Genomic DNA, 24,507 nt, shown 5'->3' with positions numbered 1-24,507 from the left:
GGGATGGGTGGTCAGGTGCTGCGGCTCCAGGACGTCGCCGTCAGGCGCGACGGAGCGGCCCTGCTGCGCGGCATCGACTGGACGGTCAACGGCGACGAGCGGTGGGCCGTCATCGGTCCCAACGGCGCGGGCAAGACGACGTTGCTGCAGGTCGCGGGCACGTTGTTGTACCCGAGCGAGGGTGTCGTCGAGGTGCTGGGGGAGCGGCTGGGGCAGGCGGACGTGTTCGACCTGCGACCCAGGATCGGGCTGGCGAGCGCCGCGCTGGCCGAGCGCATCCCGCCGGAGGAGAAGGTCATCGACCTCGTCCTGACCGCCTCGTACGGGATCATGGGCCGCTGGACGGAGGAGTACGACTCCAACGACGTGACGAGGGCCGTCGAGCTGATCGACATGATGGGCGCCGCCCATCTCATCAGGCGGCGCTTCGGCACCCTGTCGGAGGGCGAGCGCAAGCGCGTGCAGATCGCCCGCGCGCTGATGCCCGACCCCGAGATGCTCCTGCTCGACGAGCCGGCGGCCGGGCTCGACCTGGGCGGCAGGGAGGATCTGGTACGCCGCCTGTCGGTGCTGGCGGGCGACTACCGCGCGCCGACGCTGGTGCTGGTGACGCACCACGTGGAGGAGGTGCCGGCCGGGTTCACGCACGCGCTGCTGCTGCGGCACGGCTCGGTGGTGGCCCAGGGGCCGCTGGAGCACGTCATGACCGCCGACAACCTCTCGCAGACGTTCGGGGTGCCGCTGACGCTGGACCGGAGCGCGGAGGGCCGCTGGTACGCGCGCGCTCACTAGATCACCTTTTATGGTGATAAAAGACGCCGATCCCCGAAACCAAATAGGATCTACGTAGTCGGTTCCCTCGACTCCGGAGCGTCGCCATGTCCGTCGAGCAGCTCATCGTCGTCCTGGTCGTGGTCGCGGCGGTGGGCTTCGGGGTGGCCCGCACGATCCGGATCATCCCGCAGGCCACGGCCGCCATCGTCGAGCGCCTGGGGCGCTACCACCGCACGCTCACGCCCGGGCTGAACCTGGTGGTGCCCTTCATCGACCGCATCAAGGACATGATCGACCTGCGGGAGCAGGTGGTCTCGTTCCCGCCGCAGCCGGTGATCACCTCCGACAACCTCGTGGTCTCCATCGACACCGTCATCTACTTCCAGGTGACGAACCCGAAGGCGGCCACGTACGAGATCGCGAACTTCCTGATCGGCGTCGAGCAGCTCACGGTCACCACGCTGCGCAACGTGGTCGGCGGCATGGACCTGGAACGCACGCTGACCTCGCGCGAGGACATCAACACCGCGCTGCGCGGCGTGCTGGACGAGGCGACCGGCAAGTGGGGCATCCGGGTCAACCGCGTCGAGCTCAAGGCCATCGACCCGCCCGCCTCCATCCAGGACTCGATGGAGAAGCAGATGCGCGCCGACCGCGACAAGCGCGCCGCCGTGCTGGCCGCCGAGGGGCAGCGCCAGGCGGCGATCCTGGCCGCCGAGGGCGAGAAGCAGGCGTCGGTGCTGCGGGCGCGCGGCGAGGCGGAGGCCGCCGTGCTGCGCGCGCAGGCGGAGGCCGAGGCGCAGGCCATGCGGGCCAAGGGGCAGGCGGACGCGATCGGCATGGTCTTCAAGGCCATCCACGAGGGCAACCCGGACCAGCACCTGCTCGCCTACCAGTACCTCCAGACCCTGCCCGAGATCGCCAAAGGCGACGCCAATAAGATTTGGATCGTCCCCTCTGAAATGGGCAAAGTCTTGGAGAACCTGGGCGGCCTGTTCACACCCCCCAAGGGACAGGACAGCCGGTAGGAAACCCGCCGCCGCGGCCTCGACCGGGCATTTCGCGGCGGCATCGGGAGGGTTTCGTGACGGGCTGGGAGCTGGCGGCGGTGTGCGCTGCCGGTGTGGTGGCAGGGGCCATCAACGCGGTGGTCGGGTCGGGGTCGCTGATCACGTTTCCCACGCTGGTGGCGCTGGGCGTGGACCCCGTCACCGCGAACGTCTCCAACACCGTCGGCCTGGTGCCGGGCTCCTTCAGCGCCGCCTACGGGTACCGCACCGAGCTCCAGGGCCAGCGCGACCGCCTGCTGCGGCTGGGCGCGGCGTCGGCGCTCGGCGCGCTGATCGGCGGGATCCTGCTGCTGTTCCTCGATCCGGACGTGTTCGAGATCGTGGTGGTGGCCCTGATCGCGCTGGCCTGCGTGCTGGTTGTGACGCAGCCGAGGCTCAACGCGTGGGTGGCCGCGCGGCGCGAGCAGGCGCACCCGCACGGCGGCCTGGCCCTGTGGCTGGGCGTGCTGGGCGCGGGCGTCTACGGCGGGTACTTCGGGGCCGCCCAGGGGGTGCTGCTGATCGGGCTGCTCGGCATCTTCCTCGACGACGGCCTGCAGCGGGTGAACGCCGCCAAGAACGTGCTGGCCCTGATCGTCAACGCGGTGGCCGCGGCCTTCTTCGTCGTGGCCGCCGACGTGGACTGGCAGGCCGCCGCGGGGGTGGCGCTGGGCGCCATCGTGGGCGGCTTCCTGGGCGCCCGGCTGGGGCGGCGCATCCCCGCTCCGGTCCTGCGTGCGGTCATCGTCTGCGTGGGAATTGTGGCGATTGTCGTACTGGTGTACGGATAATCGTCTATGGGTAGGAACCTGGTATGAAAGGTGACCGGGTGGAGATCGTCATCGACGCCGGAGAGTCGTCGCCGCGCACCTACGAGATCAGGGCCACCCGCGCCGGCCGGCGCGTCGAGGTGGCCACCCGGCGAGGGCTGGTGGAGGTGAGCGAGGTCACCCGCACCGGCACCCCGGTGCGTACGGCCCGCTTCATGTCCAGCCGCATCCTCGCCCTCGTCGAGCACCCCGCCGACGGCGCCGCGGCCGAGGGGGCCTGACCTCGATCGGGGGCCGGGTCAGCGGAAGTCCTCCGCGTGGTCCTCGGCCCACTGCCGAAAGCCCAGCGCGGGCCGCCCGAGCAGCCGCCGCACCGTGTCCGTGGCCCGCTCGGGCCTGTCCACGAAGCTCTCCCAGGTCTTCAGCGCGCTGTCCACGAACGCCTCGTCCCCCCAGGCCGCGAGCAGCCACTCCCTGGCCTCGTCCGCCGGCAGGTCCTCCCAGCGCACCGCGCGCCCGACCACCTCGCCGATCACGCGCACCTGCTCGGCCTGGGTCAGCTCGTCGGGCCCGGTGATGGCGTACGCGCCCCCGTTGTGCCCCGCCGAGGTCAGCACGTGCACGGCCACCGCCGCGATGTCCTTCTCGTGGATCAGCGCGCGCGACGCCTCCCCGTACGGCCAGCGCACCACGCCCTGCCGCACCTGGTCCGCCCACCCCAGCGTGTTCGTCGCGAAACCGCCGGGCTGCAGGAAGGTCCAGCCGAGCCCCGACCGCCGGATGAGCTCCTCGATCTCCCCGTAGTGCCCGGCGGTGCCGTCGCCGCCCGGCACGTACGCCGACAGGTAGACCACCCGCCGCGCGTGCCGGGCGATCGCCGAGACGGTCTCCGCCGCGTTGCCCGTGGACATGCCCGGCCAGAGCAGGAACACGCTCTCCACGTCCTTCAACGCGGGTTCGAGCGTCTCGGGGGCGGTCAGGTCGCCCTGAACGGCCTCCACGCCCGCCTGCACCCGCTCGGGTCGCCTGGCGAACGCTCGTACGTCGATGCCCGCCGCGGCGAGCTGAGCCACCACATGCCTGCCGACATTGCCGGTCGCGCCGGTCACAAGAATCTTGCCCATGCCTGTGACCGTAGGACCTCAACCAAACTTCAGGTCAACCCCGGCCGTACCTGGATGGTGCCGTCACGCCTGATCCGCGTCTCGAACACGGGCGCCGGCGCGGTCGCGGGCCCGTGCTTGACCGACCCGTCGGTCAGCCGGAACGTGCTGCTGTGCCACGGGCACACCACGCACGCCTCCCCGTCCTCCATGACGAGCCTGCCCTGGTGCAGGGGCCCCGCCAGGTGCGGGCAACGGTCGGCCAGCACGGTCACGCCGTCGCCCTGGCGCAGCACGAAGAGCTGGATGTAGCCCAGCCTCCTGGCCACCGGACGGCCTTCAGGCAGGTCCTTGAGCGGGCACAGGTCGTGCCAGCCCAGCGGCACCAGGTGGGTCACCTGCGGCGCGTGGTTGGCCCCCGCTGCCTGCCGGTAGGCCAGGTGCCCGCCCAGGTACGCGCCTAGCCCGCCCACGGCCAGCCCCGCGAAGGAGAGCATCCGGCCGGGCCGCTCGCGCCCGCGCACGCGGGCCATCAGCGAGGCGGTCATCAGGCCGAGCGCGGTCATGTTCGCCGCCATGTGCACGAAACCCACGCGCTGCTGCTCGCGGTGGAGCGAGGACCAGTCGGTCAGCCCCGCCGCCGCCGTGGGCAGGGCGTTGACCAGGCCCGTGGCGAGCAGCAGCCGCGAGGCCCGCGGATCGGCGCGCGCCAGGTCCAGCACGGCCGTGGAGAGCCAGCAGCCCAGGCTGACCGTGGCCAGCGGTGGGTGCACCGGCTCTCCGATGGGGACGCCGTGCAGCAGGTCGCGCAGGCGGCCCTGACGCAGCCGCTGCCGCACGAACTTGGCCAGCCCCCTGATCGGCTTGTCCATGGCCTTCGACTTCTCGAGCCGATCGGCAATGGCGACCGGCCCGGCGAAACCCCGAAACTGCCGACGTCTCGCGCGTACTGTCTCTTTCACGACAAGTCCCCTACCCCGGGCATGTGGGGATCACTCGGACAGGTGTCCCCTGGCGACGGACAGTTCGACCAGCTCCAGGGCGTACGCGCCGAGCGAGGCCGAGCCCTCCTCGATGATCCGGACCTTCTCCCTGACCTCCGCGGCCGTCACCTTGAACAGCGGCCACGTGCCGCCCTCGGTGTGGTGGTTGGCCAGGATCGGGGCGAAACGGTCGAGCGCCTTGGCGAACCTCGCCTCCGGCGTCTTCCTGGCCTCGAACTCCTCCCACAGCTCCCGCAGCCACACCCCCTGCTCGTCCGGCAGCAGGCCGAAGATCCGGTCGGCGGCGGCCCGCTCGGCCTCGGCCTGGGCCTCGACCGCCACCGTGTCGTAGATGAACGTGTCACCGGCGTCGATCTCCACCAGGTCGTGCACCAACAACATGGCCACCACCCGTTGGAGGTCCGTTCCGGGTGGGGCGTGCTCTCCGAGGACCATCGCCAGCGTGCCCACGTACCAGGAGTGCTCGGCGGAGTTCTCCCGCCGCGAGCCGTCGATGAGATGGTTGCGGCGGATGATCCGCTTCAACTTGTCGATCTCGATGGCGAAGGCGATCTGGGCGTTCAGGCGGTCCTCTTCTGGCGCGATAGTCACGCGCGACACCCTAATGTGCGATGATCACCCCGGTTGGTGAAATCGTGACCGGAACTCCGTTGAACACTGCGTTACCACTTGGAACGTCTATGGTCGTCTCATCGGTGAGCGTGTTGACGTTGACGCCGGCGTGCTCGGCCGCCACGTTCTGGGCGCTGCCCGCGTGCCCCCATCCGTGAGGCAGGCTGACGACGCCCGGCATGATCGTGTCGGTCGGCTCGACGGCCACGGTGACCTGGCCCTTCGCCGAGCGCACCACGGCCTCGCCGTCCAGGCCCAGCCTGGCCGCGTCCTCGGGGTGGATCTGCAGCGTGCAGGTGTTGCTGCCGCCGACCAGCGGGCCCACGTTGTGCATCCAGCTGTTGTTGGAGCGCAGGTGCCGCCGCCCGATGAGGACGATCTCCGGCGGCTCCTCCTCCAGCCTGCCGCGCAGCCGCTCCACGTCCTCCATGAGCTGCGGCGGCGCCAGCTCGACCAGCCCCGAGGCCGTCTTGAGCACCTCGCCCAGCCGGGGCTCCAGCGCGCCCAGGTCGAGGCCGTGCGGGTTGTCGAGCAGCTTGCGCAGCGACAGGTCGCCCTTGCCGGCCCACTCGCCGTACGGGCCGAGCCTGAGCATGAGGTCGAGCCGCCGCTCGCTGCCGGTCTCGCCCTCCAGCAGGTCGCGCAGCTCCGCCACGTCCCGCCCCTCGATCCCCGAGCCTGGCGTCTGCGCGGCCTTGCGCAACATCTCGTCGATGACGAACGCGTCGAGGTCGCCCTCCAGGCCCGAGGCGATCATGGCCAGCCTGGCGAGGATCTGGGCCTCCGAGGGCCGCTCGTCCAGCGGCAGCAGCGGCGGCGAGTAACGCGCGTAGTTGCGCACCGCGAACCCGAGCAGCGCGAAGTCGTAGTGCCCCGACTGCAGGACCCGCGGCGGCGGCAGGATGACGTTCGCGTGCCTGGTGGTCTCGTTCAGGTACGGGTCCACGCTCACCATGAAGTCGAGCCCCTGGAAGGCCGTGTCCAGCCGGTCGCCGTGCGGCGCCGACAGCACGGGGTTGCCCGCGACCGTCAGCAGGAACCTGACCTGCCCCTCGCCCGGCGTCTCGATCTCGTCGGCCAGCGTGGCCACGGGCAGCTCGCCGTTCGTCTCGGGCAGGCCCCTGACCCGGCTCCTCCACCGCCCCACCGCGTACGGCCTGCGGCGCCCCGCGAACTCGGTCGCGGGCTTGGGGAACATCGCGCCACCGGGCCTGTCGAGGTTGCCGGTGAGCACGTTCAGCACGTCCACCAGCCACTGGGCCAGCGTGCCGAACTCGGCCGTGCACGTGCCGATCCTGGCGTAGACGGCGGCCGTGGGCGCCCCGGCCAGCTCCCTGGCCAGCCGCGTGATCGTCTCGGCGGGCACCCCGGTGCGCCGGGCCACGGCCTCGGGCGGGAAGTGCTTGGCCGCCTCGCGCACCTCGGCCAGCCCGTTGACCTCGTGCCGCGGCCTGGCCAGGTCCTCGGCGAACAGCGTGTGGACGATGCCGAACAGCAGGTACGCGTCCGTGCCAGGGCGGATGAAGACGTGCTCGTCGCCCAGCGCGGCGGTGCGCGTGCGGCGCGGATCGACCACGACGAGCCGGCCGCCGCGCCCCCGCAGGGCCTTGAGCCTGCCGGGGAAGTCGGGCGCGGTGCACAGGGAGCCGTTGGACTCCAGCGGGTTGGCGCCCAGCATCAGCAGGTAGTCGGTCCTGTCCAGGTCGGGCACCGGGATGGCCAGCGGATGGCCGAACATGAGCCCGCTGGCCACGTGCTTGGGCATCTGGTCGGCGGTGCTGGCGGAGAAGACGTTGCGGGTGCCGAGCGCCTTGATCAGCGGGGCGGCGTACAGGGCGCCCGCCATGGTGTGGGCGTTGGGGTTGCCCAGGTAGACGGCGATGGAGCGGCGGTCCGCGACGCGGTCCAGCCCGGCCTTCACGGCGGCGAACGCCTCGTCCCAGCCGGCCTCGCGCCAGAGCTCGCCCTCCCTGATCAGCGGCTTGCGCAGCCGGTCGGGGTCCTCGTCGAGCCGGCCGAGGCTCGCGCCCTTCGGGCAGATGAACCCCTTGCTGAACGGATCGTCCTTGTCGCCTCGGACACCGGTCACGTGCCCGCCGTCGTCGAGGGTGAGTGTCAGGCCGCAGACGGCCTCGCACAGGGGACAGGTCCGGTGGACGGTCGACGTCATCACGACTCCTGAGTTCGCCAGATGAACTCATCTTCGCTCGGACGGGGCGCATGGGGAAGCCCCGGAGCCCCCGCGGTCTCCGGGGCTTGCACCCCTAGGGACGGCCCCGTTCCCTAGGTCCTCACGCCGCCAGCGGCAGTGTCGCCAGATCAGGCGGCTCCTCGAGCTCGGATCTCAGCGGGATCCACGCTCGGCGGCCGTACAGGCGGTCCAGCCCGGGAGAGGTCGCCCCGGGGGCCTCGTCCCGCCTGACGATCTCCACGATGAGCAGCTGGGCGCGGGTGCGGTGCCGGTAGACGTTCACGCTGCGGGCCCAGCACGCCGCAGCGATCTCCTCGCTGTACGCCTCGAACGCCTCGGCGCTGATGCCGGCCCGTACCAGGATCAGTGCCTTCTCGCCCGTGGTCGTCGGCGTGATCCAGAGCACCAGCGGGATGCGGCCCGCCCTGGTGTGCAGGGTGGTCTCCAGGCACGTCCGCTGCAGGCGGTGCCTGGAGACCACGCACCAGAAGTGGGCCGCGATCCAGTTGCGGCCGAACCTGGTGGCGGCGGGCACCGAGACGGCGCCGGCCACCAGGACGAAGGGCGCCCACCGGCCCTGGTGCGCGGCGCTCAACAGGGCCGTGGCGAGCAGCGCGAGCCCGCCGAGCAGCAGCAGCTCGGTGCGCGCCCGCCAGAGCCTGGCCGGCGGCGAGCCGCCGCGCGCGGCCGGAAGGTCCTCGCTGGCCGGGTACCTCTGGTTGCGCGGGTTCCTCGGCATGTCAGGACACCTCCTCGATCACCTTGCTGGGCTGGCGGAGCTGGTCGAAACGTGGGTCGCGGTAGCTGCGGGAGCCGAAGCCCGTCCTGGTGACGGTCCAGCCCACCCGGTAGGCGAATTCGTCGGGCTCCACGCAGATCTCGTAGTCGGCGGAGGCGATGAGATCCTGGATCCAGGACTTGATTCGGCTGACCCCCTTGGTACCTTGTGAGTACATAGAAGACCCCTTTCGCGGCATTTAGAGGTGGCTTCTTTGCCGGTCCGACGGCTGGTGACCGAGTTTCGCCGCAGGGTGGCAGCCCATATGCGGTGCTCGGTGATCAGCCTCGGCCCGGCTTTTTTCGTGCTCGAATGAGCGAAGTCGCGCAGCGTTGTTCAGGCGATGAAGGAATCCTTCCGGCAAGTGGCCTCCCTGTGGCGAATGTGCGTTTCCGGGGCGGCGACGTTGCCGGAGATGCGGCCCTCGTACGGGCGCGCGACGTGGGGCGGAAGGGCTCGTGCGCTGGGCCGTGTCGTCATGCCGGCCTCCTCTACGACTCGAGAACCCTCCTGGTTCTGATCGTCCCCTGCGGCTGACGATGCTGCAAGACTTCCAGCAAGGGAAGATTTACTTTTCTTCGCGTCTTGCGGTGCAACTTGCACGACAAGCGTTACCGGCCCGGTAGAAGGCGGAAGATCTCTCCCGTCTCCAGCCTGTTCGTGAAGCTTGTTCTTGCTCCTACGCTCTACCCATGAAAGCCTTCTGGCAAGGCTGTGCGGCACAACACATGCAACTTGCAGTGTAAGATTGGGCGAACGGCCCAAAAAGCCGGGCTCCAAACGGTCCCATCCGGCTACACCTTCATTCCTGAGAAGGAGGGTGGACGGTGCCATCGCAGCAGGGCAGTCCAACAGTACGGCGGCTCCGGCTGGGGCAGGAGCTACGCCTCCTCCGTGAGCGGCGGAAGTTCACCGGGGCCAAGGCCGCCAGAGAGCTCGGCTGGTCGGCGAGCAAGGTGAGCCGCATCGAGGCCGCCAAGACCATGCCATCGGCCGAGGACATCAAGTCCATGGCGAAGTTGTACCGCGTGGATGGCGACAAACTTGACGAGCTCGTCGGCCTGTTGCGTGATGCGGAGCAGCGCGGCTGGTGGGAAGATTACGAGGACACCCTCCCCGAGGAGTACACAAGATTCCTCGGCCTGGAGGCGGAGGCCATCCACCAGCGCAACTGGGAACCCCAGGCTGTGCCGGGTCTCCTGCAGACCGAGGACTACGCCCGGGAGGTCATCCTCGCCACGCGGGGCATCGCACGCATCACGCACAGCGGTGTCCGCAGCAGGGTCGAGGCCCGTCTCGACCGGCAACAGCGGGTCCTGCACAGGGCTGATCCCTGCCGAATGAGCGTCATTCTGGACGAAGCGGCACTTATGCGCCGTTTTGGGGAGCCCTCGGTCATGCGTGAGCAGATGGAACATCTGTTGGAGGTGTCCCTACTGTCACACGTCAGCGTTCAGGTCCTACCATTGGACTCGCTTCACCCGGTCAACACCGGTGCGTTCATTCATCTCAAGTTCGCGGAATTCGACGATGTGGTCTACCTGGAGCAGCTCTATTCTGCTCACTTCGTCGAGGACCTCGAGCGGGTGGCCGGTTACGAAACAGCCTTCGACCACATGCGGTCGGAGGCTCTGGACGAGGACGAGTCTCGGGTGCTCATCCAGCGCAAGGCCATGCTCTGGCGGCGTTGACGACGCCGTCACCTCAATACACAGGCAACGGAGCCTAGGGAAGAACATGCACAACGACATCACGAAGGCGGCCTGGCGTAGGGCCAGCTACTGCAACGGCGCAACGGCATGCGTCGAGGTCGCACCTCTGGCGGATGGCAACGTCGCGCTGCGTGACAGCAAGCAGCAGGACGGGCCGGTCCTGGTATTCACGCCGTCGGAGTGGGCTGCCTTTGTGGCGGGCGTCCAAGATCACCAGTTCGACCTGGCCACCCTCGCCGCCAGCTCATGACAAACGGCTCTGGGCGGTTGCTGCAGCAACTTCCCAGAGCCGTTTCGACAGAGGCTGTTGACGCGCCCTGTCATGGTGACCCGACCTTTCTGCGGGCATGGACGTTCACATGGGTGAGGCAACCCCGTGCGTGACTGCTAGGCCAGGCCCAGGCCTTGGGCGACGCCGTGGCCGAGGTCCTTGTGCACGTTGTTCCAGTACTGCACGACGCGCTGCTTCATCTCGGGGGTGACCTCGGGGGCCGAGGCGTGGCCGACGATGTTGGAGACCAGGTGGGTGCGGTCGGTGTCGGACAGGACGTTCTCCCACAGGGCGCGGGGCTGGCTGTGGTCGTCGTCCTCGGCGTGCAGGGTGTAGGCGGAGCGGATGAGCTCGCCGGTGACGTGGTAGTGCTCGCCGGCGTGGCGGGACGGGTCGGCGGCGGGGCCGCCCACCGTGTTGGGGGCGTAGACCGGGTCCTGGGGGTTGCGGTAGGTCATCGGGCCGTCGAAGTTGTACGAATGCACCGGGACGCGGGGCTGGTTGATCGGCAACTGCAGGTAGTTGGGGCCGATGCGGTAGCGGTGGGCGTCGGGGTAGGAGAACAGCCGGCCCTGCAGCATCTTGTCCGGTGAGGCGGCGATGCCGGGCACCAGGTTGGCCGGCTCGAAGCCGGACTGCTCGACCTCGGCGAAGTAGTTGCCGGGGTTGCGGTTCAACACGAACCGGCCGATGGTGATCTCGGGGTAGTCGCTGTGCGGCCACACCTTGGTCAGGTCGAACGGGTTGAACCGGTAGTCGGCCGCCGCCTCGAACGGCATGATCTGCACGTTCACCGTCCACGACGGGTGGTCGCCGCGGCGGATCGCCTCGAACAGGTCGCGGGTGTGGTAGTCGGGGTCGGTGGCGGTGAGGGCCTGGGCCTCGGCGGCGGTGAAGTTCTGGATGCCCTGGTCGGTCTTGAAGTGGTACTTGACCCAGAACTTCTCGCCGGCGGCGTTGTACCACAGGAAGGTGTGGGAGCCGAAGCCGTGCATGTGCCGCCAGGAGGCGGGGGTGCCGCGGTCGGTCATCAGGAAGGTGACCTGGTGCGCCGACTCCGGGTGCAGGGTCCAGAAGTCCCACTGCATGTTGTGGTCGTGCAGGTGGTTGTCGGCGCGCCGCTTCTGGCTGTGGATGAAGTCGGAGAACTTCTGCGGGTCGCGGATGAAGAAGATCGGCGTGTTGTTGCCGACGATGTCGTAGTTGCCGTCCTCGGTGTAGAACTTCAGCGCGAAGCCACGCGGGTCACGGGCGGTGTCGGCGCTGCCGTTCTCCCCGGCGACGGTCGAGAAGCGCAGGAAGAGCGGGGTCTCGGCGCCCTTCTGGAAGAGTTTGGCCTTGGTGAACTGGCTGACGTCCTCGGTGATCTGGAGGAAGCCGTGGGCGCCGCCGCCCTTGGCGTGCACGACCCGCTCGGGGACGCGCTCCCTGTTGAAGTGGGCCATCTTCTGGATCAGGTAGTGGTCCTGGAGCAGCAGGGGGCCGTTCGGGCCGACGGACAGCGAGTGGTCGTCGCTGGGGGCGGGGATCCCCGCGTCGTCGGTCGTGAAAGTCATGGCGCGATCCTCCGGATGATCATTCTTGGCAGCTCGGGCAGACGCCCCAGTACGTGACGTCGGCTTCGTCCACGACGAACCCGGCCGTGTCGACGGGGTCGAGGCAGGGTGGCCGCCCCACCGCGCAGTCGACGTCGGTCACGGTGCCGCACACCCGGCACACGAGGTGGTGGTGGTTGTCGCCCACCCTGGCCTCGTAGCGCGCGGGGCTGCCCATGGGCTCGATCCTGCGAACGAGACCGGCCCCGTGCAGCGCGTGCAGCGAGTCGTAGACGGCCTGGAGGGAGACCTGCCCCACGCGATCACGCGCGCCCCGATGGACGTCGTCCACGTCCAGGTGGTCGCCGGCGCGAACGGTCTGCATGATCGCCAGCCGGGCGGCGGTCACCCGCAGCCCGGCCTGACGGATCAGGTCGTCGTCCCCCATGCCTGACAACCTATGCGCTAAACCTGAATCATTCAAGTAAAGGAATTGTCCAAGTCTAGGCGACGGCCGGAACGCGGCGCCGGACGAGGAACAGCGAGCTCAGCCCGGCGAGCACGGCCAGGGCGGCCATGGCGAGGGACGTGGTCAGCGAGGCGGAGGCCGAGGCGGTGGCGCCCTGGTCGAGGGAGATGAACAGCGTGCCCACGGTGGAGACGCCGATGACCTGGCCGAGCTGCATCACGGTGAGCAGCGCGCCGCTCGCGTCCGCCGCGTACGCGTCCTCCACCTGCTCGGTGGCCATGTTCGTCACCGCGACCTGCACGCCGAGGCCCGCGCCGATGAGGGCGCTCATGAGCGCGTACCCGAGACCGCCGCCGGAGGCCAGGCCGAGCCCGACGTAGGCGGGGGCGGCCACCACGTAGCCGAACGGCACCAGCGGCCGCTGCAGCCGTGCGGGCAGGCGCGGCCAGGCGAGCCCGACCAGGCCGAAGGCGAGGGCGCAGGGCACCAGCATCATTCCGGAGGCCAGCGGAGACAGGTGCAGGTCGCCCTGCAGGTGCAGGGCGGAGGTGAACAGGAACGCGCCCCACGTCGCCGGCCCGAACAGCAGGATCGCCAGCCCGGGCCGCATGCCGGGCGCGCGCAGCACCCGCGCGTCCACCAGCGGGCGCCCGCCGCGTGCGGTCACCCACCGCTCGATGCGCACGAACGCGGCGAACGTCACCACGCTGAGCCCCATCGAGATCCAGCCCCACACCGGCCAGCCGAGGTCGCGGCCGAGCACGAGCGGCACCACGAACAGCAGCACGGCGGCCGACAGGGTCAGCAGGCCGAGCGGGTCCAGCCCGGTACGGCCGCCGCCCTCGTCGGCGGGCAGCACCTTGAGCCCGGCCACCAGCAGCAACGCCCCGATCGGGACCAGCGTCAGGAACACGACCCGCCAGCCCAGGCCGAGGCCCAGCAGGATCCCGCCGAGCGCCTGGCCCACCACGATGCCACCGCTGATCACCAGCGACCACAGGCCGATCGCCCGGCCCCTGGCGGCGCCGTGATAGTTGCGCTGGATCAACGTCAGCACCTGCGGCATCATCATCGCGGCCCCGGCGCCCTGCAACAGCCGGGAGGCCACCAGCCAGCCCGTCGAGGGCGCCAGGCCCGCGGCGAGCGTGGTGAGGGTGAAGACCGCCAGCCCGCCCAGGAACGCCTTGCGATAGCCGAACAGGTCGCCGACCCTGGCTCCGGTGATCAAGAGGACGGCGTAGACGATGGTGTATCCGGCGACGATCATCTGCAGCCCGGCCCCCGACGCCTGCAGGTCGGTCTCGATGGTGGGGGTCGCCACGTTCACGATGTTGACGTTCAGGATCGCCAGGAACTGCCCCACGAGGATGATCGCCAGGAGCAGGCCGCTGGCCTTGGGAACGGCTTCCTGTGTCTGGGTGTTCACAGGAGGGGAGAAAGCGGCAGTTTGCGACATGATGTTCAGTCTGCCGGGATCCTGGTACCAGTAACGAGAGCCCATTTATACTGGTACTGGTGCTAACTGGATAAGCTCCCCGTGTGCCCCCATAGTGGAGAAATGACCGTGGCTGAGGCAAGACGTACCGACCTGTCGGCGTTCCTGCGCTCGCGGCGGGAGCGGATCACGCCGGAGATGGTCGACCTCGCTCCCGGCCCGCGCAGGCGGACGCCGGGGCTGCGCCGCGAGGAGGTGGCCCAGCTCGCCGGGGTGGGGGTCACCTGGTACACGTGGCTGGAGCAGGGGCGGCGGATCAACGCCAGCCCGCAGGTGCTCGACGCGATCTCCCGCACGCTCAAGCTCGACAGCGCCGAGCGCCACCACCTCTACCGGCTGGCCGGGCAGGCGGCAGACCCGGTCCCCGTGGACTCCGGCCAGGTGACGCCCGAGATGCAGGGCATACTCGACCGGCTCGGCGACATGCCGGCCTGCGTGTCCAACAGCCGGTGCGACGTGCTGGCCTGGAACGGCGCGTACGCCGCCCTGTTCCCCGAGCTGGTCGAGGCCCCGGACGGCGAGCGCAACTCGCTCTGGCACACCTGCCTGCACCCCTCGCCCACCACTCGGCTGCTCCACCGCGACCACGAGCTGGCGCGGGCGGTGGCCGTCTTCAGGGGCGCCTACAGCCGGCACGCCGACTCCCCGTGCTGGCAGGACTTCGTACGCCGGCTCAGCGTGGAGAGCGCGGAGTTCGCCCGGTTGTGGGCCCGGCAGGACGTGGCCGATCCGGGGCCGAGGGTGAAGGCCTTCAAGCACCGGGAGCTCGGCGGGCTGCGCTTCAGCACGACCAGCCTGACGGCGATGCCGGAGATCCGGCTGATCGTCTACACCCCGATGGATGACAAGACTCGACTGGCTATGTCCAGGTTGATGAGCATGAGGGAGTCTGCGCGGTAGTTCGCCCCACATGGCATGCTCGATCCCTGTAAGACAGGTTTCGAGCGGAAGTGGCGGCAGATGAGATTCCCCCGTGCCCTCCCGGTGATCGCTGTCGTCGGATTACTGGCCGCGTGCTCGGCGGCGCCCGAGCGCGAGCTCCAGAGCAAGGAAGTGGCCGCCAGTCCGGAGCAGGCGGAGGAGACGGCCAAGCCGACCCCCGAGCGAAAGCCGTTCACCATCGCCTTCGGCGGGGACGTGCATTTCGAGGGCATCCTGCGGCCGCGGCTCAACAATCCGCGCACGGCGCTCGGGCCGATCGCGAGCGTGCTGCGCAAGGCCGACTTGGCGATGGTGAACCTGGAGACCGCCATCACCACCGGAGGGACTCCCGCGCCCGGCAAGCAGTACACGTTCAGGGCGCCGTCGAGCGCGCTGACGGCGCTGAAGGCCGCCGGGGTGGACGTCGCGTCCATGGCCAACAACCACGGCATGGACTACATGCAGACCGGGCTGGCGGACTCGCTGGCGGCGGTCAAGCGCAGCAGGTTCCCCGTGGTGGGGATCGGGGCGGACGCGGCGCAGGCGTACCGGCCCTTCCGCAGGACCGTGAACGGCAACCGGGTGGCGATCATCGGGGCCACGCAGGTGCTGGACGCGGAGTTCATCCAGTCGTGGACGGCCACGGCGGAGCAGGGCGGGCTGGCCTCGGCGAAGAACGAGCCGGCCCTGCTGCGCGCGGTGCGCCAGGCGCGCAAGAACTCCGACACCGTGATCGTCCACCTGCACTGGGGCACCGAGATGCAGAAGTGCCCCAACCCGGCGCAGCTCTCGCTGGCTCCCAAGCTGGTCAAGGCCGGCGCCGACGTGGTGGTCGGCGGGCACGCGCACATCCTGCTCGGCTCCGGGTACCTCGACGACGCCTACGTCAACTACGGCATGGGCAACTTCGTCTTCTACAACTCCAACCCGGCCACCACCGGCAGGACGGGCGTGCTGACACTGACCATCAACGGCCGCAAGATCTTGAAGGATTCGTGGACTCCGGCCACGATCCAGGGGGGTATCCCGATACCGATGACGGGGCCGGCCCGCACCAGTGCCGTGGCCGACTGGAAGGCGCTGCGCTCCTGCACGGGTCTGGCCGCCCGACCCTGATCGATCTATTCTACTGGACAATCCGTCCAATAGGAGGTCGCGATGCGGATGGTCGAGTCCGGTGACGTGCGACTGGCGGTGTTCGAGGAGGGCGATCCCGGCAGGCCCGCCGTGCTGCTCCTGCACGGCTACCCCGACACGCATCGCGTCTGGGACGAGGTGGCCGGGCTGCTGCGCCACCGCTTCCACGTGGTGCGCTACGACGTGCGCGGCGCCGGGGCGTCCACCGAGCCGGCGGACCGGGGCGACTACGGGTTCGACCGGCTGATCGGCGACCTGCGCGCCGTGCTCGACGCCGTGGGGGTGGCCAAGGTCCACCTCGTGGGGCACGACTGGGGCTCGCTCCAGGGCTGGGAGGCGCTGGGACGGGCCTCGGTCGTGGGCCGGCTGGCCTCCTTCACCAGCCTGGGCGGCCCCGGGCTGCGGCAGGCGGCGGACTTCACCCGCCATGGGCGGCGGCGCGACGTGGCGGCTCAGCGGGCCAGGTCCTGGTACATCGGGGCGTTCCGGCTCCCGGTGCTGCCGGAGCTCGCCTGGCGCTCGGTGCTGCCGGGGCTGGTGAGGCGTGCCCTGCGCGGCGACGGCATCGCGCCGCGGCCGGGGCATCCGGCGGCGACCCTGGTCAGGGACGGGATCAACGGGCTCGCGCTCTACCGGCGTAACATGCCCGGCTCCGGGCTCGATCCGCGCGTGCCCGGCCTGCCGGTGCAGATCATCGAGGCCACGCGCGACGCGTACGTCACCCCGGCCCTGCTGGCCGCGGTGGGGCGGTGGGCGCCCAGGCTGTGGCGCCGCAGGATCGTGGCCGCGCACTGGGCTCACCGGAGCAGGCCCGAGGCCGTGGCCGGGATGATCGCGGAGTTCGTGGAGCACGTCGAGGGCGGGTCAGAGAGCGGGGAGCTGCGGCGGGCGCGGGCGGCCGGGGCGTTCGGCGGGCGGCTGGTGGTGGTCACCGGGGCGGGCTCCGGGATCGGGCGGGCGACGGCGCGGGCGTTCGCGGCGCACGGGGCTGAGGTGGTCTGTGCGGATATCGATATCGACGCCGCGAAGCGGGTGGCGGACGATATTGCGAGAGACCTTCGGATTACGGCCCACGGCGTGCAGGTCGATGTGGCGAATGCCGATGCGATGGAGGATTTTTCGCGAAATATCATCACTGAATATGGCGTGCCGGACATTGTGGTGAACAATGCGGGGGTCGCCGTCGCGGGGGCGTTCCTCGACCATGGTCTCGACGACTGGCGCAGGACCCTCGACGTCAATCTGTGGGGCGTCGTCCACGGCTGCCGGCTCTTCGGCGCCGCCATGGCCGAGCGGGGGCAGGGTGGGCACATCGTCAACGTCGCCTCCCTGGCCGCGTTCGCGCCCTCCCAGGTGCTGCCGGCGTATTCGACCTCCAAGGCGGCCGTGAAGATGCTCAGCGACTGTCTCAGGGCCGAACTGGCGGGTCACGGCATCGGAGTCAGCACCATCTGCCCCGGATTCGTCTCCACCGGCATCGCGAGCCACGCCACGTACACGAGGGAGAGCCTGCGCGAGGACGCCGTGCGCGGGCTGGCGCGGCGCGGATACCCGCCGGAACGCGTGGCCGCGCACATTCTGCGGGCCGTGCACAGAAACCAGGCGATCGTCCCCGTGAACGCCGAGGGGAAAATCGGCTATGCGCTGTCCCGGATTTCACCGCGGGCGATGCGCGGGCTGGCCCGGTTGAGCAAATTCGCGGGTAACGATCGCCCATACAGGAGAAGATGAATCCGTGTCTTCGCCGCAAATGGACGACGAGTGCGTCCACCCCAACGCCCTCAGGCGGCAGCCAGCACAGCGCCGCAGCGCCCGACGCGTCGAGCGCATGCTCGACGCGTGTGCCGAGCTTCTCGACGAGACCGGTTACGAGGCCCTGTCCACCACCCGCATAGCCGAGCGGGCGGGCGTGGCGATCGGGTCGGTCTACCAGTTCTTTCCCGACAAGCGGGCCATCACCCAGGAGCTCACCCGGCGCAACGTCGAGGAGTTCGTCCGCAGGGTCGATCGCAGGTTCCTCGAGGAGGACTACCGCGGCTGGTGGGAGGCCGTGGACGCGATCATCGACATCTACGTGGACATGCACAGGACGGTCTCCGGGTTCAAGAGCCTGCACTTCGGCGACGTCGTCGACCTCAACCTGCTCGACTCCGACTCCGACAACAACACGGTGATCGCGGGGCGGCTGCGCGGCCTGTTCCTGAAGGAGTTCGGGCTGGCCGACAGCCCCGCGCTCGACCTGGCCGTGCTCGTGGCCGTCGAGGCCGGCGACGCCGTGCTGAAGCTGGCCTTCCGCCGGGATCCGGAGGGCCGGCCGGAGATGATCGACGCGGCCAAGCAGCTGATCAGGGGGTTCCTGACGCGCCAGCTCAGGTCCTGGTCACCGCGTTAGCGCGGGGGAGTCGTAGACGGCGACGGTCAGGGTGCCTGGGCGCCGCTCGTACTCGGAGATCGGGGACGACACCCTGACCTTGATGGTCGCCGTGCCGCCGGGGCCGGGCAGGTTCTTGCGGCCCAGGATGGTGTAGCCCCGGCTGTGGGTGGAGGGCGGGGCCGCGCATTCGCCGCGCAGCGCCTTCTCCAGCCGGCCGTTGACGAAGATCTCCTCGTTCAGCCGGCGCGCGATCCCGCCGCCGCAGTAGACCATCAGGACCGGCGCCCGTCCGGTGGCGGGAACGGTGAGGGTCACCTCGCGGGCCGCCGGCCAGGTGACGCTCTGCGTGGCGACCAGCCGGTACTCGTCCCCCGCCGGGCCGCCGAACATCTTCGGCGGTGCGACGGGAGGCGCGGGCTTCTTCATGGTGCCGGGAGGAGTCCATTCGTAGACGCCGAACCGCCACGCCTTCGGCCGCTCCCCCGACTTGGGCATGGTGATGGAGAACGTGGCCGTGCCCGTGGGCAGCGGGAGCACGTCCACGGGCCGGTTCGAGGTGCACGCCGCGTTCAGGAGGGGCACGGGCGTCAGGGCGGTCCACCGCTCGACCGGCTTCTCGACGGTCACGTGAGGCACTGCGCCGGGCGCTCTCGACGGGCAGTTCGCCATGATGGCCAATGGCCTTCCGCTCACCTTCACCTCGAACGTCACCTTGGACTTCGTCGGCGCGTCCAGCGTCGCCGTGGCGATCCGGCGATAGAGCGTGCCGTCCGGCTCCTCGAAACTCGCCGGGAGCAGGTGGGGCGAGACGGCGGTGGTCGGGGCGTCGGTTACGCGGGGCTGGGCCACCCGGGCGGGTGACCATGGCTCGACGAGCATGCCCGCCACCACGACCGACGCGGCGGCGGCCCCGGCGACGGCGGCCGTGACCAGCCGGCGGCGCCGGGCCGCCCGCGTGCGGGTGCGCAGCCGGTCCCACGGGACCGGCCGGTCCAGGGCGGGGCGGCTGCGCTCCTCCAGCAGGTCATGCAGGTCCTGACGGCTGACGGGCACGTCGCTACCCCTTTCTCGCGTACGCGGCGGCGACCGACTCGTCGATCCGCAGCTTGGCCAGCGCCTTGCTGGTCTGGCTCTTGACCGTGCCGACGCTGCAGCCCAGCGTCTCGGCGGCCTGGGCCTCGGTCATGTCCTCGAAGTAGCGCAGCACGATCACGGCCCGCTGGCGGGCGGGCAGCCGGCCCAGGGCCTGCCAGACCAGCTCGCGCTCGTCCGCCTGCCCCATGCGGTCGGCGAGCTCTGGATGGTCGGGCGGCGTGCCCGTGGTCAGCTCCACCTGCCGCCAGCGCCGCCGCCACCACGACACGTGCACGTTGACAATGATCTTGCGGACGTACGCCTCGTGCTCGTCCCTGATCCGCCCCCAGGCCAGCCACGCCTTCATCAGCGCCGTCTGCACCAGGTCCTCGGCCACCGCCCAGTCCCTGGTGAGCAGGTAGGCCGTGCGGAGCAATCGATGCCACGCCGCCGCGACGAACGCGTCGTACTCCGATCGATCCGCCATGCGCAAGCCTCTCTCCACCGTCGGTCACCCGTACGACGCGGGTGATCGGTGAGAAGGTTGCCCGGCGGCTACTGCGTGGCGGGCGGCTCGGAGAGCCAGGCCGGCATGTCACGGAGCCGGCGCTTGTCCTGGTCCGCGGGCTGGTCCCCGAGGGCGGTGGCGGGCGCCTGGTGCAGGTTCGGCGTCACCGGCGTGCGCAGGCACGGGGCGGGGAGCGAGACGGCGCGCGAGTCCCTGGCCTCGCGTACGTCCAGGCGGGCCTCCAGCGCCCGCAGGTTGCGCTCGGCGGTCTCGACGGCCTCCAGGCGGGCCGACAGATAGCCGGCGACGCCGGGCACGACGGCCGACAACACGACAGCACAGGCCAGCGTGAAGGTCATCTGCTTGGACATACCCATCACAGTCCCTCCGCTCGCGTGGCGGCAAAGTGGACCCGTATATGCCCGCTGACCTGGGCGGACACGCCTTTCCCCGCCAGGCTTGGGCAGGACGTTACCGAATTCGAACGTGACCGGCGATGCGGATTGACCGGGCAAAGGCCCGGGTGGCTCGGTAGTCTCGCGGTGTGGCGCATGTGACCCGTGAGCACCTTGATCGTCTGCTTGAGCAGGCGCTGTTGGCCGACGACCACGATTCCCTGGCCAGCCGGCTGTACGACGTCGCGCTCGACTATTCCTCCGGTGACGTTTCCAGGGCTTCGATCCTGGTTCTCGCCGCCGAGGAGTGGCGAGCCGCGGGGCAGCCGGCGCGCGCGATGGAGTGTTTCCAGCGCGCGGTCGAGGACGGTGGCGAGGCGGGGTTCGACCCGCGTGCCGGCATCGCCGACACGCTTTTCGAGCTCGACAGGCCGGACGAGGCGAGGGAGGTCATCGAGACGATACGCGCGGAGGGAAACGTCTCCACGGCGACGGCTCACACGATCGCCGAGACGCTGGTCGCCTATGGCGATCTCCAGGGAGGCCTCGACTGGGCCACCCAGGCCGCCCTGCGGTGTGACGAGAACGATCCGGAGCAGGTGGCGCTGCTGCGCACCCGCTACCGCATCAGGGTCGATCTCGGGCTCCCCGAGGACGAGCTGGACGAGCTCGTCTCCTGAGGCGGCCGGGCGTCCGCTGAGCCCGGCCCGTCCGGCGGGGCAGGGCTCGTACAGTCATGCCCGCGTACGATCCAGCGGTCGTGGGTCCTCTCGCCGGAGGGGCCGCGGTCCCCGCATGGTCCGTTCGGAGGGACCGCGACCCCTCGGCCAGGGGAAGCCGGGCGTGGCAGGCACGGTCCACGCCCGGACAGGGTGGCTCAGTTCAGCCCGAGACCGCCCACGGCATCGGTGAGTCCGGCCGCCCCGGTCCCGCCGCCAGGCAGGATCGAGACGCCGCTGAGGCTGTCCACCGCCTTCGGCAGCACCTGGCCGATGAGCTCCGCGCTGACCTCGCTGACCGGCTGCTGCAGGCCCAGCGGCGAATCGACCCCGGTGCCGACGACACGGTTGTGGTAGGGGCCCTGGCCCACGGTCATCGCGTGCGGCAGCCTGGTGTCCAGCGGCGTCCCGGGCACCTCGGGCAGCGCCGGGAGCGGCGGCAGGTCCGCCATGGTCGCCAGGTCGGACACCCCGGCCGGGCCCGGCATCATGGGGAAGAGCGCGGGCGAGGCCGAGAACAGCGAGGCCAGGCCCCAGGTGGCCCCCGCGCCGCTCACGTCCGCCATGTTCAGCACCTCCTTGCCCGTCGCCACGCCGGTGAAGCCGACGTGCCTGGCCATCTCGCCTGCCGCCATGGCCACCCTGGTGCTCTCGTCGGTGATCATGCGGCTGCTCGCGGTGCCGCTCTGCTCGATGCGCAGCGAGGTCGGGCTGTCGCAGGTCGAGATGGCTGAGCTGGGCGACAGCAGCGCGGTCTCGGCGCAGTTGCCGGCCGTCGCGGCGCCGGTGGACAGCCAGCTCACGCCGGCGGTCAGAGCGGCCACCGCGATCATGCTCCGGAACTTCTGGAATGACACCGCACGTCCCCCTGAGTCGATGTCGGTGATCTGACGAACGCTGAACGTAGTCACCCGCCGGGTCGGGGGAGCGCGGCTTGTCCGAAGAGTGGGGCGAACCTTACCGAGCGGGTGGCCCGATGACCGTGTCATGACACGCCGGAGCCCGGGGATCGCCTGGACCCCCGGGCTCGCGGAACAGCTGGCTAGGCCGCTCGCTGGACGAGCAGCTCGTCGTCGCCGAGCTCCACCAGGACCTTGTCGCCGTCGGCCACCTCGCCGGACAGCACCGCCTTGGCCAGCTTGTCGCCGATGGCCGACTGCACCAGGCGGCGCAGCGGGCGGGCGCCGTACAGCGGGTCGTAGCCCGTCAGCGCCAGCCACTCGCGGGCCGCCGGCGTGACCTCCAGCGTCAGCCTGCGGTCGGCCAGGCGCCTGGCCAGGCGCTCGACCTGAAGGTCGACGATCTGCGCCAGCTCCTCCGAGCCGAGCGCGTCGAAGAGGATCACGTCGTCGAGCCGGTTGAGGAACTCCGGCTTGAACGAGCTGCGCACCGCCCCCATGACCGCCTCGCGCTTGGCGCCGTTCTCCAGCGACGGATCGACGAGGAACTGCGAGCCGATGTTGGAGGTCAGGATCAGGATCGTGTTGCGGAAGTCGACCGTGCGGCCCTGGCCGTCGGTCAGCCGCCCGTCGTCGAGCACCTGCAGCAGGATGTCGAACACCTCGGGATGGGCCTTCTCGACCTCGTCGAGCAGCACCACGGTGTACGGGCGCCGCCTGACGGCCTCGGTGAGCTGGCCGCCCTCCTCGTAGCCCACGTAACCGGGAGGCGCGCCGACCAGCCTGGCCACGCTGTGCTTCTCGGAGTACTCGCTCATGTCGATGCGGGTCATCGCCCGCTCGTCGTCGAACAGGAACTCCGCCAGCGCCTTGGCCAGCTCGGTCTTGCCCACGCCTGTGGGGCCGAGGAACAGGAACGAGCCCGTCGGCCGGTCGGGGTCGGCGATGCCGGCCCGGCTGCGGCGTACGGCGTCGGAGACCGCCTGTACGGCCTGCTGCTGGCCGATGAGGCGCCTGCCCAGCTCCTCCTCCATGCGCAGCAGCTTGGCCGTCTCGGCCTCCAGCAGGCGCCCGGCGGGGATGCCGGTCCACGACGAGATCACCTCGGCGATGTCGTCGGCCCCGACCTCCTCCTTGACCATGGCGTTGTCGGGCGGCGCGGCCTCGGAGGCGGCCTTGAGCGCCTGCTCCAGCTTGGGCACCTCGGCGTACATGAGCCGCGAGGCCGCCTCGAAGTCGCCGTCGCGCTGGGCCCGCTCGGCCGCGCCCCGCGTGTCGTCGAGCTGCTTCTTCAGCTCGCCGACCTTGTTCAGGCCGGCCTTCTCGTGCTCCCAGCGGCCGACGAGGGCGTTGAGCTCCTCCTGGCGGTCGGCCAGCTCCTGGCGCAGGCGGTCGAGCCGCTGGACGGAGGCCTCGTCGGTCTCCTTCGACAGCGCCAGCTCCTCCATCTTCATCCGGTCCACGTTGCGCTGGAGCTGGTCGATCTCCACGGGACGGGAGTCGATCTCCATGCGCAGCCGCGAGGCGGCCTCGTCGACCAGGTCGATGGCCTTGTCGGGCAGGAAGCGGTTGGTGATGTAGCGGTCGGACAGCGCGGCGGCGGCCACCAGCGCGCTGTCGGCGATCTGCACCTGGTGGTGGGCCTCGTAGCGGCCCTTGAGCCCGCGCAGGATGGCGATCGTGTCCTCGACCGTGGGCTCGCCCACGTAGACCTGCTGGAAGCGGCGCTCCAGCGCCGGGTCCTTCTCGATGCGCTCGCGGTACTCGTCGAGCGTGGTCGCGCCGATCATGCGCAGCTCGCCGCGGGCCAGCATGGGCTTGAGCATGTTGCCGGCGTCCATCGCGCCCTCGGCCGCCCCCGCGCCGACGACGGTGTGCAGCTCGTCGATGAACGTCACGATCTGCCCGTTGCTCTCCTTGATCTCGGAGAGCACGGCCTTGAGCCGCTCCTCGAACTCGCCGCGGTACTTGGCGCCGGCCACCATCGCGCCCAGGTCGAGCGAGATGAGCCGCTTGTTGCGCAGCGACTCCGGCACGTCGCCGGCCACGATGCGCTGGGCCAGGCCCTCGACGACCGCCGTCTTGCCGACGCCGGGCTCGCCGATGAGCACCGGGTTGTTCTTGGTGCGGCGGCTGAGCACCTGGACCACGCGGCGGATCTCGGAGTCGCGGCCGATGACCGGGTCGAGCTTGCCGCCGCGGGCGTGCTCGGTCAGATCGACGCCGTACTTCTCCAGCGCCTGGTAGGTGTCCTCGGGCGTCTCGCTGGTGACGCGGGCGTTGCCGCGCACCTTCTCGAACGCGTCGAGCAGCGCCTGCGGCGTCGCGCCCTGCGACTTGAGCAGCTCGGCCGACCGGCCTCCGTCGGCGGCCAGGCCGACCAGCAGGTGCTCGGTCGAGACGTAGAGGTCTTCGAGGCGGTTGGCGTGCTGGGCGGCGGTGTTCATCACCGTCAGGAGCTGGCGCGAGCTCGACGGCGCCCCCACCGTCGAGCCCTGCGCCTTCGGCAGCGCCGCGAGCTGCTCCTCGGTGCGGGCCCGCAGCGTGCGCCAGTCGGCGCCGACGGCCTCGAGCAGCGGCACGGCGGTGCCGCCCGTCTGGGAGAGCAGCGTGGTCAGCAGGTGAGCCGGGGAGATCTCCGGGTTGCCCTCGGCGGCGGCACGCCGCATGGCACCCGAGAGCGCTTCCTGGCTCTTCTGGGTGAGCTTGTAGTCCAT

The 24,507-nt window shown here is 70.3% G+C and carries 25 protein-coding genes; 11 read left to right on the top strand and 14 right to left on the bottom strand.

Features of this window, described 5'->3' with window-relative positions; translation table 11 throughout:
• Positions 1–3 precede the first annotated feature (3 nt).
• The 4 genes from HD597_RS48815 (at position 4) to HD597_RS48800 (ending at position 2,874) form a co-directional block, all read left to right on the top strand.
• The gene (locus HD597_RS48815; RefSeq protein ID WP_253753883.1) at positions 4–792 is read left to right on the top strand and encodes an ABC transporter ATP-binding protein; all 789 of its coding nucleotides are present in this window, start codon (positions 4–6) and stop codon (positions 790–792) included.
• Between the two features lie 86 nt (positions 793–878).
• Positions 879–1,802, top strand: a complete 924-nt coding sequence (locus tag HD597_RS48810) for an SPFH domain-containing protein (RefSeq protein ID WP_253753881.1) — start codon at positions 879–881, stop codon at positions 1,800–1,802.
• A 56-nt stretch (positions 1,803–1,858) separates the two neighbouring features.
• Complete coding sequence (locus HD597_RS48805; RefSeq protein WP_253753879.1) at positions 1,859–2,614, top strand: sulfite exporter TauE/SafE family protein; 756 nt, start codon at positions 1,859–1,861, stop codon at positions 2,612–2,614.
• 23 nt (positions 2,615–2,637) lie between these two features.
• Positions 2,638–2,874 carry a DUF8836 family protein gene (locus HD597_RS48800; protein WP_253753877.1) on the top strand — a complete coding sequence of 79 codons (237 nt, stop codon included), beginning with the start codon at positions 2,638–2,640 and terminating at the stop codon, positions 2,872–2,874.
• A gap of 18 nt (positions 2,875–2,892) precedes the next feature.
• On the opposite strand, the gene HD597_RS48795 is transcribed toward HD597_RS48800, so the two are convergent.
• From HD597_RS48795 to HD597_RS48770, 6 genes are all read right to left on the bottom strand, one after another.
• A complete protein-coding gene (locus HD597_RS48795; RefSeq protein WP_253753875.1) occupies positions 2,893–3,717 on the bottom strand; it encodes an SDR family oxidoreductase in 825 nt (274 codons plus the stop codon).
• 29 nt (positions 3,718–3,746) lie between these two features.
• The gene (locus HD597_RS48790) at positions 3,747–4,568 is read right to left on the bottom strand and encodes a Rieske (2Fe-2S) protein (protein WP_253753873.1); all 822 of its coding nucleotides are present in this window, start codon (positions 4,566–4,568) and stop codon (positions 3,747–3,749) included.
• A gap of 120 nt (positions 4,569–4,688) precedes the next feature.
• A complete protein-coding gene (locus tag HD597_RS48785; RefSeq protein WP_253753871.1) occupies positions 4,689–5,300 on the bottom strand; it encodes an HD domain-containing protein in 612 nt (203 codons plus the stop codon).
• A 1-nt stretch (position 5,301) separates the two neighbouring features.
• On the bottom strand, positions 5,302–7,482 hold the full coding sequence (locus tag HD597_RS48780) for a molybdopterin-dependent oxidoreductase (protein WP_253753869.1): 2,181 nt from the start codon (positions 7,480–7,482) through the stop codon (positions 5,302–5,304).
• A gap of 121 nt (positions 7,483–7,603) precedes the next feature.
• Positions 7,604–8,242, bottom strand: a complete 639-nt coding sequence (locus tag HD597_RS48775; protein ID WP_253753867.1) for a hypothetical protein — start codon at positions 8,240–8,242, stop codon at positions 7,604–7,606.
• Position 8,243: 1 nt separating this feature from the next.
• Complete coding sequence (locus HD597_RS48770; protein WP_253753865.1) at positions 8,244–8,459, bottom strand: hypothetical protein; 216 nt, start codon at positions 8,457–8,459, stop codon at positions 8,244–8,246.
• Between the two features lie 649 nt (positions 8,460–9,108).
• Between HD597_RS48770 and HD597_RS48765 the strand changes: the two genes are divergently transcribed.
• Complete coding sequence (locus HD597_RS48765) at positions 9,109–9,972, top strand: helix-turn-helix domain-containing protein (protein ID WP_253753863.1); 864 nt, start codon at positions 9,109–9,111, stop codon at positions 9,970–9,972.
• Positions 9,973–10,018: 46 nt separating this feature from the next.
• On the top strand, positions 10,019–10,243 hold the full coding sequence (locus HD597_RS48760; protein WP_253753861.1) for a DUF397 domain-containing protein: 225 nt from the start codon (positions 10,019–10,021) through the stop codon (positions 10,241–10,243).
• 137 nt (positions 10,244–10,380) lie between these two features.
• On the opposite strand, the gene HD597_RS48755 is transcribed toward HD597_RS48760, so the two are convergent.
• From HD597_RS48755 to HD597_RS48745, 3 genes are read right to left on the bottom strand one after another with little or no spacing between them, the layout of a single operon-like run.
• Positions 10,381–11,820 carry a catalase gene (locus HD597_RS48755; RefSeq protein WP_253753859.1) on the bottom strand — a complete coding sequence of 480 codons (1,440 nt, stop codon included), beginning with the start codon at positions 11,818–11,820 and terminating at the stop codon, positions 10,381–10,383.
• A gap of 19 nt (positions 11,821–11,839) precedes the next feature.
• A complete protein-coding gene (locus HD597_RS48750; RefSeq protein WP_253753857.1) occupies positions 11,840–12,247 on the bottom strand; it encodes a Fur family transcriptional regulator in 408 nt (135 codons plus the stop codon).
• 55 nt (positions 12,248–12,302) lie between these two features.
• The gene (locus tag HD597_RS48745) at positions 12,303–13,694 is read right to left on the bottom strand and encodes an MFS transporter (RefSeq protein WP_253753855.1); all 1,392 of its coding nucleotides are present in this window, start codon (positions 13,692–13,694) and stop codon (positions 12,303–12,305) included.
• 138 nt (positions 13,695–13,832) lie between these two features.
• Here HD597_RS48745 and HD597_RS48740 point away from each other — a divergent pair, with 138 nt between their 5' ends.
• The 4 genes from HD597_RS48740 to HD597_RS48725 are packed head-to-tail and all read left to right on the top strand — an operon-like array spanning position 13,833 to position 18,213.
• The gene (locus tag HD597_RS48740) at positions 13,833–14,663 is read left to right on the top strand and encodes a helix-turn-helix transcriptional regulator (protein ID WP_253753853.1); all 831 of its coding nucleotides are present in this window, start codon (positions 13,833–13,835) and stop codon (positions 14,661–14,663) included.
• 60 nt (positions 14,664–14,723) lie between these two features.
• A complete protein-coding gene (locus tag HD597_RS48735; protein WP_253753851.1) occupies positions 14,724–15,800 on the top strand; it encodes a CapA family protein in 1,077 nt (358 codons plus the stop codon).
• A gap of 42 nt (positions 15,801–15,842) precedes the next feature.
• Complete coding sequence (locus HD597_RS48730) at positions 15,843–17,552, top strand: SDR family oxidoreductase (RefSeq protein WP_253753849.1); 1,710 nt, start codon at positions 15,843–15,845, stop codon at positions 17,550–17,552.
• A gap of 19 nt (positions 17,553–17,571) precedes the next feature.
• Positions 17,572–18,213, top strand: coding sequence for a TetR/AcrR family transcriptional regulator (locus HD597_RS48725; protein ID WP_253759801.1), 642 nt, complete (start codon positions 17,572–17,574; stop codon positions 18,211–18,213).
• Here the strand turns inward: HD597_RS48725 and HD597_RS48720 are convergent.
• The 3 genes from HD597_RS48720 to HD597_RS48710 form a co-directional block, all read right to left on the bottom strand.
• Entirely contained in the window at positions 18,202–19,248 is a 1,047-nt protein-coding gene (locus HD597_RS48720) for a hypothetical protein (protein ID WP_253753847.1), read from the bottom strand. The two genes, HD597_RS48725 and HD597_RS48720, sit on opposite strands and share 12 nt — an antisense overlap.
• 4 nt (positions 19,249–19,252) lie before the next feature.
• Positions 19,253–19,756 carry a SigE family RNA polymerase sigma factor gene (locus HD597_RS48715; protein WP_253753845.1) on the bottom strand — a complete coding sequence of 168 codons (504 nt, stop codon included), beginning with the start codon at positions 19,754–19,756 and terminating at the stop codon, positions 19,253–19,255.
• 68 nt (positions 19,757–19,824) lie between these two features.
• The gene (locus HD597_RS48710) at positions 19,825–20,148 is read right to left on the bottom strand and encodes a hypothetical protein (protein ID WP_253753843.1); all 324 of its coding nucleotides are present in this window, start codon (positions 20,146–20,148) and stop codon (positions 19,825–19,827) included.
• A gap of 173 nt (positions 20,149–20,321) precedes the next feature.
• Between HD597_RS48710 and HD597_RS48705 the strand changes: the two genes are divergently transcribed.
• Positions 20,322–20,852, top strand: a complete 531-nt coding sequence (locus HD597_RS48705; RefSeq protein ID WP_253753840.1) for a tetratricopeptide repeat protein — start codon at positions 20,322–20,324, stop codon at positions 20,850–20,852.
• A gap of 197 nt (positions 20,853–21,049) precedes the next feature.
• Here the strand turns inward: HD597_RS48705 and HD597_RS48700 are convergent, their stop codons facing one another.
• The gene (locus HD597_RS48700; protein WP_253753838.1) at positions 21,050–21,748 is read right to left on the bottom strand and encodes a hypothetical protein; all 699 of its coding nucleotides are present in this window, start codon (positions 21,746–21,748) and stop codon (positions 21,050–21,052) included.
• 185 nt (positions 21,749–21,933) lie between these two features.
• A complete protein-coding gene (clpB, locus tag HD597_RS48695) occupies positions 21,934–24,507 on the bottom strand; it encodes an ATP-dependent chaperone ClpB (RefSeq protein WP_253753836.1) in 2,574 nt (857 codons plus the stop codon).

It is taken from the genome of Nonomuraea thailandensis, from assembly GCF_024172165.1.
GTDB classification, from domain to species: domain Bacteria; phylum Actinomycetota; class Actinomycetes; order Streptosporangiales; family Streptosporangiaceae; genus Nonomuraea; species Nonomuraea thailandensis.
This window is presented reverse-complemented; position numbering and strand designations above follow the sequence as displayed.